We start from the raw sequence: 11,658 nt of genomic DNA on the forward strand, positions 1-11,658 counted from the left end.
CCCAAGCTGACAAAGCGCTGCGGGAAGCGTGCGGATGACGTCCGCCGTCGATATGGAACGACTTTTTCAGGAGCGACCAAAATGGGGCTAACCCGGCTTTGCCTTAAGAACCCGGCGGCGGCGGCGGTCGTGCTGGCGCTGATCACCCTGTTGGGCGCTCTATCAATTTCCCAACTTCCCGTGCAGCTTTTTCCCGCTATCGAGCGCCCGCAGATAGGCATCTGGACCGGCTGGCGCGCCGCCTCCCCGCGCGAAGTGGAAAGCGAAATCACCGAACCCATCGAACGCGAGCTTCGGGGCATGCCAGGCGTCACCGTAATGCAATCCTGGTCCAACCAGGGCGGCGCGTGGATTTCACTGGAATTCTCGCTCGGCACGGACATGGACACAGCGTTCTCAGAAGTGAATGCGCGTCTGCAACAGGTGCGCGGACTGCCCGCTGACGCTGACCGCCCGCGTATTAATCTAGGCGGTGGCGGCGGCGATAGCGGTGAAACGCTGATTTTTCTGTTCCTTCAACGTCTGCCGAATAATCTGAATCAGACCTTGAAGCTCAGCGAGTTTGCAAAACAGCGCATCCAGCCAGAGCTCGAAGCCATTCCCGGCGTCGCCAGCGTCGATGTCAACTCCGATGACGGCGAGAAAATTCTCAATATCGAGTTCGATCCGTTTCTTGCCGCGCAACTTGGCATAACGCTCGATGATATCGCCCAGAACGTGAACCGGTCATCGGACGTCACCGGCGGCTCCGTAGAAGTCGGTCGGCGCAATTACACGATGCGGTTTGAGGGCCGGTTCACCGCCAGCCAGTTGAACGAAACCATTCTCGCCTGGCGTGACGGCGCTCCGGTCCGGCTTGGCGATATCGCCAGCGTACGGGTTGGCCCTGATCGCCGCAGCGTCGGTGTTGTCTATCAAAACGGCAATCCGGCGATCGGCATGCGCGTCTTGCGCGAGCCCGGCGCCAACACGCTTGAAGCTATTGATGCGCTCACAGAAGTGATCGACGAATTGAACGAAGGCCCCCTCGCCGAGATGGGCTACGCCATCCACAAAAGCTTTGACCCTTCAGTCTTCATCAAGCGCGCCATCTCGCTCCTGACCAGCAATCTGCTGATCGGCATTATCCTGGCCGTCGCCGCCCTATGGCTATTCCTGCGCCGTACAATGGCCACTCTCATCATCGCGGCGGCGATTCCGATCTGCCTCATGGCCACCATCATCATGCTCAATATGTTTGGCCGGTCGATCAACGTCATCTCTCTTGCCGGCCTCGCCTTCGCCACGGGCATGGTGCTTGACGCTGCGATTGTTGTCCTTGAAAACTTCGTGCGCCTGCGCGAGGAAGGCCGCTCTCCCTTCGAGGCTGCGGAAGCTGCAGTGGGTCAGGTCTTCGGCGCTTTGTTCGCCTCAACTGTCACCACAGTTGCGATCTTTATACCGATCATGTTTTTTGAAGATGTCGAGGGACAGCTTTTTGCTGACCTTGCGCTCACCATCGCGATCGCTGTTTCCTTCAGCCTTGTCGTCGCCATCACATTACTGCCCACTGGCGCGCGCTATTTCATCAAGAAAGACACAAGCGGCAAGCAACATGGCGAGAAGACAGCCGCCCGCATCGCCGATTTCATCATTGGCCTCACCTCCACCCGAAATCGCCGCCTTGGAATCATTGGCGGATTAACGATCGTTCCCATCGCCACCGCCTTTTTGCTCTGGCCTCAGCTCAACTATCTGCCGCCGGTGAAGCGCGACGCCGTTGACGCTTTCGTCAATTTCCCGTCCGGCGCCAGCGCTGACATGATCAAAAAGGAATGGGCCGAAGTCGTTGTCGACCGGTTGCAGCCATATATGAATGGTGAAAAAGAACCTGCCCTCAAAAACTACTATCTTTATTCCGGCAATTGGGGCGGCAATATCGGCGTCCGGATTCTCGACCAGTCGCGCATCGAAGAAATGGTCAAGATCGTCAATGAGGAAATCCTCGCCGGTTTCCCGGATACGCGCACCTTCGCGCGACAGGGCGATCTGTTCGGCAATTTTGGCGGCGGCGGCGCCATCAGCCTTGAATTACAGGCCGCAGATTTTGACGCTCTCGGCGCGTCAATTCCGGCCGCAACAGAGATCATTCAGGAAGCGCTGCCGGGCGCACAGGTTTGGCCCAATCCGGATCCGCAAATCGTCACCCCTGAATTGCGCCTTCTTCCTAATGACCGCCGCATCGCCGAAGTCGGCATGACCCGCGACAGCGTCGCCCGCGCCGTGCGCGCGCTCGGCGACGGGCAGTGGCTCGGCGAATTCTTCCATGAAGACGGCCGCATCGATGTTATCCTGCAGGCCAAGCAATGGACGGAGCCGGAATATCTTGAAAGCGCGCCCATCGCGACACCGACCGGGATCGTTGTTCCGCTGGGAGAGCTCGTCACCATCACACGCAATGTCGGTCCGCAGCAAATCCGCCGTGTCGATGCGCGCCGCACGATTTCTCTCGGCATTACGCCGCCGGAAGGGATGGCCCTCGGACCTGCGGTTGACGCCCTGAAGGCAAATGCGCAATCGCGGCTTTATGAGGTTTTGCCGCAAGGCGCCTCTCTCAAATGGGGCGGTGACGCAGACGCGCTTGCCCGCGCAGTTTCAAATCTCGGGTCCAACTTTCTGCTCGCCGTCGTCATTCTTTTCCTGATCATGGCGGCGTTGTTCAAGTCGGTTAAGGATTCAGCCCTTGTGATCGTCACCCTGCCGATGGCGGCCGTTGGCGGCGTTCTCGCCATGCGCCTTCTCGACTTGTTCAAATCGACGCCGCTCGACCTGCTCGGCATGATCGGTTTCATCATCCTGCTGGGGCTTGTCGTCAACAACGCGATCCTGCTTGTCGCGCAAACCCGCGCCTCCGAAGCTGAAGGCAAGTCTCGCTCCGAAGCGGTGCGTGAAGCGCTATCTTTGCGCATTCGTCCGATTTTCATGTCAACTTCGACTTCGCTCATGGGCATGCTGCCGCTGGTCCTCGCGCCCGGCGCCGGCAGCCTCATCTATCGCGGCCTCGCCACTGTTATTGTCGGCGGCATGGCTGTGTCGACCTTGTTCACCTTGTTCCTCCTGCCGGCGCTGCTGCAGCTCGGCGCAGAAAAAGAAAAAACATCGCAGGCCCATGGCTTCGCCATGCAACCCGCGGAATAAAAGGAGCTATCATCTCATGAACCGCAAATTCCTATTCGCCGGCGGCGCAGGAGCCGCCCTGATCGCAGCGGCCGCCGCCGCCTATCTCTATGGTGGATTTGTTAGCGCACAGCCCGCTGACGCCGCCGATGGCGCACAAGCGCAACAGGGTCCACCGCCTGCGCCAGTCACGGTCGCCAAGGCCGAACAGAAAAGTCTCGCACCGCGCGCCGAAACACCGGGCGCAGTCGTCTCCTTGCGCGACAGCCGCGTCGCCGCCGCCACCTCCGGAAAAGTTGAATGGGTCGCCGAAGTCGGGGCTGAGGTCAAAGAAGGTGATGTGATTGCACGCCTGGAACAGGCCGATGCAAAGTTCACGCGCGACGACACGGCGGCGCAAGTGCGGCGCTTGCGCGCGCGCGCCGACTATCTTGAAAGTTTCTATCAGCGTTTTGTCGGCCTCGAAGAAGCCGGTGAATCCGAAGCCTCCATGGATGAAATGCGCTCAAACCGTGATGAAGCAATTCAGGCCCTGCGGCAGGCTGAAGTCGCCCTGCAGCGCGCCGAGATAAACCTGGAACGCACCGAGGTGAAAGCGCCGTTCACTGGCCGTATTGTTTCCCAGGAAACGCAAATGGGCGAATACGCCAATCCCGGCACGGAACTGATCCGCCTCGTTGACACGATTCACCTCGAAGTGACGGCGCGCGCGCCAGCCGGCCTCACCCGTAATATTTCGCCAGGTGAAACCATTCGCGTTGCGAACGGCGCGGACATGCTCGACGGAAAAGTCCGCGCGGTTGTACCTGTTGGCGACGACCGCTCGCGCATGCTGGAGATCCGCCTCGAGCTTCCCGAAACAGACTGGTATATCGGCTCGGCGGTTCGCGTGAACCTGCCTTCCGACCGTCCGCGCACGGTGACGGCGGTGCCGCGCGACGCCCTTGTCCTGCGCGCCGACCAGATCAGTGTTTTCGTCATCGGCGAAGATCAGACCGCCAAGCGCGTCAATGTTGAACTTGGCGCCGCAGAGGGCGGCTTCATTGAGGTCATCGGCGACATACTGCCCGGCGACAATGTGGTGATCCGCGGCGGTGAGCGTCTTCGCGATGGTCAGTCAGTGAGCCTCTCGGCCATTCCAGCTGAGCCTTCGGCTTAGTCTTTTTCGCCGAAGCGATCCTGAACAAGCTTGACGATAGCGTCGACCGCTTCGGCGGCTTGCGGGCCTGTGGCGGAGATTTCAAGCTGGGCGCCTTTGCTCGCCAGCAGCATCAACAGATCAAGCTGTGAATCGGCGTAGGCCGTGCGATCATTATTTCGCACGGAAACCGTTGCATCGTAGGATTTCGCAAGCGACGAGAGATAACGCGACGGGCGGATGTGAAGGCCGAGCTTGTTGCAGACCTCTACAGTTTCGACAACCGGCTCTTCTTGCCCTTCAGACACTCTAATCCGCCGCCTCTCCCGACAACACCCAGGAGGCGACGTTGATATATTTTCGTCCGGCCTCCTGCGCCGACTTCACCGCATCGGGAAGATCGTCTTCGGCGCGCGCAGAAGCGAGTTTTATGAGCATGGGCAAGTTGACGCCGGCGATGACTTCGGCGTTCGCTTTTTCCATTACCGAGATAGCGAGATTGGAGGGCGTGCCGCCGAACATGTCTGTGAGAATGATGACGCCTTCACCGCTGTCCACCGCTTTCGCCGCGTCGAGAATATCCTGCCGGCGCTTTTCCATATCATCATCGGGGCCGATGGACACAGCTTTTACTTGCTCCTGCGGTCCGACAACATGTTCCGCTGCGGAGAGAAACTCTTCCGCAAGACGACCATGGGTGACGACGACGAGACCGATCATGCTGTTTGCATCCACTCATTCAAGACACCGGATATGGTGCGTGTTTGTTCGCAGATGTCCACAAAAAAATAGAAGAAGTTAACGGCCCGGAAGCTCCACCACAAACCGTGCGCCCAGGCGGGCGCTATCAGCAAAATTGGGGTCTTGAAGGCGGTTTTCGGCGTATATGCGCCCACCATGGGAATTGACAATTTGTCGCGATATCGCAAGACCAAGACCGGAATTGTTGCCAAAGGCCGAGCCCGCGGGCCGCTTGGTGTAAAATCGCTTGAAAATCGATTCCAGATTGTCGGGTGGAATACCGGGTCCGTCGTCTTCGACAGTAATGCGCGCGAGCCCATTACGCGCGGTTGGCACGTCGAGCGTGATCCGCACTTCCCCCTCAGGCGGGCTGAAAGAACGCGCATTGTCGATCAAATTACGGATCACCTGACCGAGGGCAGCGGGGTTTCCTAATATGTAGGTGTCTCCCAATGGCTCATTAAATGTGACTTTCGCCTCACCTTCTTTTTGCGTATCGCCATACATGGACACAATGTCCTTGATGAGCCGACGGAGATCGACCGCATCACGACTTTCGCGAGCAAGCTCCGCATCGAGGCGGGATGCGTTGGAGATGTCAGTGATGAGCCGGTCCATGCGCGCCACATCCTTCTGGATGACGGCGAGAAGTTTTGCCTGCTGCTCCGGTGTCTTCGCAATCTGCAGCGTTTCGGCGGCGCTTCGGATGGATGTAAGCGGATTTTTCAATTCGTGAGAAACATCCGCGGCGAAACTTTCAATAGCGTCAATCCGCGCATAGATGGCCTGCGTCATGGATTTCAGTGAGGCCGAAAGCTCGCCAATTTCATCTTTGCGATTGGTGAAATCAGGAATACGCGCGCGACCGGCGGCGGCGATCCCTTCGCGCACTTTGTCCGATGCGATTGCAAGCTGGCGGATCGGCTGCGCGATCATCGTGGTGAGCAGGAGCGAAGATAAAATCGCGGCGGCAAAGGCCCAGCCGAAAAATGGCAGGATCGAGAGACGCGCATCCTCGACGAGCGCATCGATACCGCCGCTTTCTGCGGTCACGATGCCATAAATAGCCTGCACCCGCCGGATCGGGACTGAGACCGAGGCGACAAGTTCACCCTCTTCATCAAGACGCACCGACGCCGCCCCGCGCTCCGCCGCAAAAGGCGAAGAGGCAAGCGCCGCATTCAATTCGTCTTCGATAGAATGTCGCGCCGCCTCAGCGCGATAACTGCGCGAAAAAAAGCGCGAAACCCGCCGCCAAAGACCTTCTTCTTCGATGGTGTTGATGAGGGACGATTGATCATCAATGGGCGGCAGGCTTTGCGCGACAATTTCATCCTGTCGCAGAACGACATCTTCGAGGAGCAGGAGTTTGGCGTCGGTCACCGGCGGCGTCGCAAAAGTTTGGGGCGCATTGAAAATCCGCACCCTGCCCTCAAAACTGTCCCATACGCGATTAAAAACCTCACGCACATCACGCTGACTTAGAGAGAGCGCACAAACAGCTTCGTTCTCTTGCCGGGCGATATCAGACGCCTCGACCGGCTGGCATGTGCTTTCATCAATCGCCACCTGCGCGAGAACATCGGCAATGATTTGAGCCTGTGCGCGGACGCCTTCCAGCTTTGCCTGAATGAGGCCGTCGCGATATTGCGTCAGCGCGAATGAGCCCAGGAGAAGAATGACAAGACCAATGAGATTGGCGAGGACAATGGTCAGCGTCAGCCGCGACACCGCAATGGGCGCGCGTCTTCGCCGCGCGATGCCGCCCTCTTCCTCCATCCCTTATGAGGCGTCCTTATATTTGTAGCCAACTCCGTAAAGAGTTTCGATCGAATCGAATTCCTTGTCGACCTGACGGAATTTTTTACGCACACGTTTAATATGGCTGTCGATGGTCCGGTCATCCACATAGACCTGATCATCATAAGCGGCGTCCATCAACGCATCACGGCTTTTCACAAAGCCCGGCCGTTGCGCGAGCGATTCCAGGATAAGGAACTCGGTGACGGTAAGGACAACCGGTTTGCCTTTCCAGGTACAGGCATGGCGCATGGGGTCCAATGTCAGCTCCCCACGGCGCATGATTTTCTTTTCTTCTTCCTCAGTCGGCGTTTCGCTTGCCTGCCTGCGGCGCAAGACAGCCTTCACCCGCTCCAGCAGCAGCCGCTGAGAGAAAGGTTTTTTGACATAGTCGTCGGCGCCCATGGTGAGCCCCAGGACTTCATCGATTTCTTCGTCCTTGGAGGTAAGGAAGATGAGCGGCAAGCTGGAGCTTTGGCGGATACGGCGCAGAAGCTCCATTCCGTCCATGGTCGGCATTTTGATATCCGAGACGATCATGTCCGGCGGCGTAGCATTGATATAGTCCAGCGCCGCCGCGCCGTCCTCAAAGGTTTTTACCGTGTGTCCCTCCGCCTCAAGAGCGATGGATACGGAGGTCAGGATGTTTTCGTCGTCATCGACAAGCGCGATTGTCGCCATCTTTTATTCAATCCCCTTGTGAATTCAAAATCTTACTAGATCGAGCCGCGGGCGTATAGAAGGCGCGGGCAAGGCGTTTTTGTGACCGGCGGCCTATTCTCTCAGTCATCGTCGCCAGCAGCCGCGTCTATAAAGGCCGCGAGGGCCGCATCACGCTGTGAAAGCCCGCCTGCATCATGGGTCGTCAGGGTGATTTCGACCCGATTATAGACATTAAACCACTCAGGATGATGATCGGCCTTTTCGGCGGCGAGCGCCACCCGGCTCATAAAGCCCCAAGCGCCGTTGAAATCATCGAAAACAAAGCTTTTCTTGACCGCATCCCGATCCTCCAGGGGGGCCCAGCCCGGATGATCCTTCAGGAAAACCGTCCGCTCTTCGGGGGTTAATTTCGCTACCATGGGACCTCCAAATGACTGACTCACGCGTCTCATTTAGGGGCGGCCGGGGTGTTTGTCATGCCTCTTGGTGGACTTCAGGGGCTAGCGCCCCAACCGAGAGCGTGGAGCGCCGATAAACGACCATAAAAGGAAAGGGCCGCCCGAAGGCGGCCCCGCGATTTCCTCAGCCATCAGGCCTCAAGATCTCGTCAAATCCGGCGGTCAAACACTGTTCGAAGGCTGCTCCGAACCGCGTTCTTCCCACAAAGACCTCATTGGCTTTAAGAAATCACTCGACATCGGATCACCTCCTCTCGTTGATTGAAACCTGACAGCAGCATGGCCCGCGCCGCGCCTCATGGCAAGGGGTGAAAGGTAAACGGGAAGGCGTTTGTGATAAGTGTTAACAAGCGCCAAGGGCCGATGGAGAGCGCTGAATACAACGTACACGAATAAAAAAACGGCCCGGCGTTTCGCCGGGCCGTTTTACATTCTGGTTTCGCTGTATTTTTATGAAGTCCCGACACCAATCATCGGCGCGATATAAGGAAGCCACAGCACTGAGTAAAAGATCACGACGAAAATACCGATGGGGCAAACCCAGCGGATTAAGAAGCGCCAGCGCTTGAACCAGACTTCAGACTTAAATCCGATCGCTTCACGCGCCGTTGAGGTGGACACTATCCAACCTGCGAAAATCGCAGTGATAAATCCAGCAATGGGAAGAATGATATCTGTTGTCGCCGAAAGGAAGCTCAACAACTCCATGTCCCTGAACAAAACAACATCGCCGAACGGATGCCAGGTGTTCCAAAAGCTCGACTGGTCCTCACCATTGGGGCCCACCGCCGGCACCTGGCTCAAGGCGTTGGCGACGCCAATAAGGAATACGACAAACCCGATGCCGCCAGCGGAAAGAATGCGCTGATCGCTCTTGGTTTGCTCATCAGCCCATTTCGTCGATGTCTCAAGAAGCGCGATGGACGACGTAATCGCCGCAAAAAACGCCAGCAGGAAGAAGGCGAGCCCGAAGAGACCGCCAACTGGCATGCCATGAAACGCAAGCGGCAAAGTTTGGAACATCAAGGTCGGCCCGGAACCAGCGGCAAGTCCCATCGCAAAAACGATCGGAAAGATTGCAAGGCCCGCTACGATGCCGACGCCAGTATCCGCTATCGCCACGAGGCGCGCCGACCGCGGCAAGTCCTGATCCTCACGCATGTAAGCGCCGTAGGTCGCCATTAGCGCAGAACCAAGACCGATAGAAAAGAACGCCTGCCCCAATGCAGCGGAAATGACCGAGCCATCCTGAATGCCATGGAGAAGTCCACGCCGGATCGTTCCGTCAGCAAGTTCCGTGTCACCCAAGCGAACGCCAAGGAGAAAGTCGAGCCCCTGTGAGCGGTCGCCAGTCGCGATCGCGTAAAAGAACAATACGATGAGCAGAATAAAAAAGGCGGGCATCAGATAGGTGACCGCCGCCTCAATGCCGCCCTTGATGCCCCTCATGACGATGAGAACTGTGAGCACCATGAATAACCCATGATAAAAAATCATCCGGGTTGGATCGTTGAGAAGTTCGCCCAGCTTGGCGCTCACCTGTTCGTCGCTGAGACCCTCGAAGGCTGGAGCCGCAAGACCCGCCAGCCCTTTCGCGCCGATGGAGGCAAAAAGGTCGCCCCCGATCATTGTCACATAAGCCAGGACCCAGCCGGCGATGACCGAATAAAAGGTCAGGATAATGAAGGCGCCGAGCATCCCGATCCAGGACTGGAGAGACCAGAGCGGTGAGCGCCCTTCGGCTTTGGCGATCTTCACGACGCTGCCCACCGCCGACATGCCGCCCCGGCGGCCGATAAACAGCTCCGCGACCAGCACAGGCACCCCGATCAGCGCCACGCAGATGACGTAGAAAAGAACAAAGGCCCCGCCCCCATTCTCCCCTGCGACATATGGAAAGCGCCAGAGATTGCCGAGACCGACCGATGAGCCGATAGCGGCCATGATAAAGGCGGCCCGTGAGGACCAATGGGCGCCTTCGCCCGCAGTGCCTTGCATAGGTGTTTCCCCTTGAAAATTGTGAACGCCAAAGTGGCGTATTCCGTTATTTTAGACAAATTTTTACGTTTGTTAGCAAATATTGCTCAATCGCCCACCCTTAAAAGGTTAGGCGGGAAGCCCAACTAGAGTTCGGACAAGGTGCGGGATAAGCGCCAGACGACGAATACGGGGACCAGGGACGTTGACGGAAACGCAGGTGAACCATAGTTCGGCCATTGAATTGGGCCAGATCGACAGCCTGATTTCGGCGGCAGGGGTCGATGGCACGCGGTCTATTCTTGAGGCTTTTCAACGCTCTACAACAGACCTCTTAAAGCTTTTGTCAGATGGCGTCGAAGACGGCGCGCTGGAAGACGCCTATCGCACCGCTCATGCCGTCAAAGGTTCAGCCGCGAATGTGGGCGCGCAGTTGCTGGCCGAGACGGCCGCCGCCATCGAAAAGGCCTGCCGCTCGGGCGACGCCGCCAGCGCCGCCGCCAAGCTGGCCGACGCCCAATCCCATTTTGACCTCTTCTGCGTGCATTTCGAAGCGCATCTCGCGCAATTCTGAATTTATAAAGAATCGCCCGAGCGATACATGTCCTGATCGCGATGGACATGGGCGCTCATCACCAACCCAAAACCGGCCATAATGGTCAGCATCACCGTACCGCCATAAGAGACCAGCGGCAGCGGCACCCCAACAACAGGCGCGAGTCCCATCACCATTCCCGTGTTGATCAACACATAGAGCGTGAAGGTAGCGACGACGCCAACAGCCATCATTCGCGCGAAATGAAGTTTCGCCTGCATAGCTATGGAAAGGCCCACAAAAATCACCGCGAGATAAACCAGCAGAAGACCAATGGCGCCGACAAAACCGAACTCTTCACCAAACACAGTGAAGATGAAGTCAGTCTGCATTTCCGGCAGGAATTTCAGCTGCGCCTGCGTGCCTTCCATGAAACCTTTTCCGGTAAGGCCTCCGGACCCGATTCCGGTTTTCGACTGCAACAGGTGATACCCCTGCCCCAGAGGATCACGCTCAGGATCAAGAAACGTCGTAATCCGCCGAAGCTGGTACTCTTTCAAAATATCGAACCGATAAGCGGCGTAACCCGCAGCGACGCCCCCCAAAATACCAAGGAAGCCGATCCGCCAGGAAAGTCCGGCGACAAAAATCATGATCGCGCCGGTGGCAGCTAGCAAAAGCGCTGTACCGAGGTCGGGCTGGATGAAAATCAGCCCGACGGGCGCGCCAACCATCAGCGCCGGCGGAATGAGATAGAGAATATGCGAGACCTGCTCGGCCCGAAGGCTGTGATAATAACGCGCCAACCCCAATACGAGACCGATCTTCATTGCCTCTGACGGCTGGAACTGGAGGCCGCCGAATTCAATCCAGCGCCGTGCGCCCATATTTACTTCGCCAATGAACGGCACAAGCGCGAGCGCCAGCAGCGCTGCAAAGTAAGTGGGATAAGCCAGCGCCATCCAATATCGGATCGGGACCATGGCGACGCCAGTCAGAATGCCGAGCGCAGCGAGATAGCGAAGACCATGCTTTATCGCCCAGGGCTCCCAGTTGCCTTCCGCTACTGAGTAAAGCGTGACGACCCCGGCGCCCGCGATCATTGTCAGCAGGATGATCAGCGGCCAGTGAAGCCTTGAAAGTTTGTCGCGCACCCCGCGGCGGCGGCCAGGAAGAATAATCGCCATCGC

10 protein-coding genes are annotated in these 11,658 nt (G+C 57.7%); 3 read left to right on the forward strand and 7 right to left on the reverse strand.

The window, feature by feature from the left end:
- Positions 1-81 precede the first annotated feature (81 nt).
- Positions 82-3,177 carry an efflux RND transporter permease subunit gene (locus ACFOOP_RS18460; protein ID WP_379882635.1) on the forward strand — a complete coding sequence of 1,032 codons (3,096 nt, stop codon included), beginning with the start codon at positions 82-84 and terminating at the stop codon, positions 3,175-3,177.
- 16 nt (positions 3,178-3,193) lie between these two features.
- The gene (locus tag ACFOOP_RS18465; RefSeq protein ID WP_379882637.1) at positions 3,194-4,315 is read left to right on the forward strand and encodes an efflux RND transporter periplasmic adaptor subunit; all 1,122 of its coding nucleotides are present in this window, start codon (positions 3,194-3,196) and stop codon (positions 4,313-4,315) included.
- Here the strand turns inward: ACFOOP_RS18465 and ACFOOP_RS18470 are convergent.
- From ACFOOP_RS18470 to ACFOOP_RS18495, 6 genes are all read right to left on the reverse strand, one after another.
- The gene (locus ACFOOP_RS18470; RefSeq protein ID WP_379882638.1) at positions 4,312-4,602 is read right to left on the reverse strand and encodes an HPr family phosphocarrier protein; all 291 of its coding nucleotides are present in this window, start codon (positions 4,600-4,602) and stop codon (positions 4,312-4,314) included. The two genes, ACFOOP_RS18465 and ACFOOP_RS18470, sit on opposite strands and share 4 nt — an antisense overlap.
- A gap of 1 nt (position 4,603) precedes the next feature.
- The gene (locus tag ACFOOP_RS18475) at positions 4,604-5,014 is read right to left on the reverse strand and encodes a PTS sugar transporter subunit IIA (RefSeq protein WP_375203757.1); all 411 of its coding nucleotides are present in this window, start codon (positions 5,012-5,014) and stop codon (positions 4,604-4,606) included.
- Positions 5,015-5,092: 78 nt separating this feature from the next.
- Entirely contained in the window at positions 5,093-6,814 is a 1,722-nt protein-coding gene (locus ACFOOP_RS18480; RefSeq protein ID WP_379882639.1) for an ATP-binding protein, read from the reverse strand.
- Positions 6,815-6,817: 3 nt separating this feature from the next.
- Positions 6,818-7,516, reverse strand: coding sequence for a response regulator transcription factor (locus ACFOOP_RS18485; RefSeq protein WP_379882640.1), 699 nt, complete (start codon positions 7,514-7,516; stop codon positions 6,818-6,820).
- A 101-nt stretch (positions 7,517-7,617) separates the two neighbouring features.
- Positions 7,618-7,917 carry a 4a-hydroxytetrahydrobiopterin dehydratase gene (locus ACFOOP_RS18490; protein ID WP_379882641.1) on the reverse strand — a complete coding sequence of 100 codons (300 nt, stop codon included), beginning with the start codon at positions 7,915-7,917 and terminating at the stop codon, positions 7,618-7,620.
- A 489-nt stretch (positions 7,918-8,406) separates the two neighbouring features.
- Positions 8,407-9,954, reverse strand: a complete 1,548-nt coding sequence (locus ACFOOP_RS18495) for a sodium-dependent transporter (protein WP_379882642.1) — start codon at positions 9,952-9,954, stop codon at positions 8,407-8,409.
- A gap of 199 nt (positions 9,955-10,153) precedes the next feature.
- Here ACFOOP_RS18495 and ACFOOP_RS18500 point away from each other — a divergent pair, with 199 nt between their 5' ends.
- On the forward strand, positions 10,154-10,507 hold the full coding sequence (locus ACFOOP_RS18500; RefSeq protein WP_379882643.1) for an Hpt domain-containing protein: 354 nt from the start codon (positions 10,154-10,156) through the stop codon (positions 10,505-10,507).
- A 2-nt stretch (positions 10,508-10,509) separates the two neighbouring features.
- On the opposite strand, the gene rodA is transcribed toward ACFOOP_RS18500, so the two are convergent.
- On the reverse strand, positions 10,510-11,655 hold the full coding sequence (rodA, locus tag ACFOOP_RS18505) for a rod shape-determining protein RodA (protein WP_379882644.1): 1,146 nt from the start codon (positions 11,653-11,655) through the stop codon (positions 10,510-10,512).
- Positions 11,656-11,658 lie beyond the last annotated feature (3 nt).

The organism is Hyphococcus aureus (assembly GCF_042643165.1).
Taxonomy (GTDB): domain Bacteria; phylum Pseudomonadota; class Alphaproteobacteria; order Caulobacterales; family Parvularculaceae; genus Hyphococcus; species Hyphococcus aureus.

What these genes read in the sequence shown, in the direction of transcription:
- ACFOOP_RS18460 (WP_379882635.1), top strand. Translation starts at nt 82, where the DNA reads ATGGGGCTAACCCGGCTTTGCCTTAAGAACCCGGCGGCGGCGGCGGTC.
- ACFOOP_RS18465 (WP_379882637.1), top strand. Translation starts at nt 3,194, where the DNA reads ATGAACCGCAAATTCCTATTCGCCGGCGGCGCAGGAGCCGCCCTGATC.
- ACFOOP_RS18490 (WP_379882641.1), bottom strand. Translation starts at nt 7,917, where the DNA reads ATGGTAGCGAAATTAACCCCCGAAGAGCGGACGGTTTTCCTGAAGGAT.
- ACFOOP_RS18475 (WP_375203757.1), bottom strand. Translation starts at nt 5,014, where the DNA reads ATGATCGGTCTCGTCGTCGTCACCCATGGTCGTCTTGCGGAAGAGTTT.
- ACFOOP_RS18480 (WP_379882639.1), bottom strand. Translation starts at nt 6,814, where the DNA reads ATGGAGGAAGAGGGCGGCATCGCGCGGCGAAGACGCGCGCCCATTGCG.
- ACFOOP_RS18495 (WP_379882642.1), bottom strand. Translation starts at nt 9,954, where the DNA reads ATGCAAGGCACTGCGGGCGAAGGCGCCCATTGGTCCTCACGGGCCGCC.
- rodA (WP_379882644.1), bottom strand. Translation starts at nt 11,655, where the DNA reads ATGGCGATTATTCTTCCTGGCCGCCGCCGCGGGGTGCGCGACAAACTT.
- ACFOOP_RS18485 (WP_379882640.1), bottom strand. Translation starts at nt 7,516, where the DNA reads ATGGCGACAATCGCGCTTGTCGATGACGACGAAAACATCCTGACCTCC.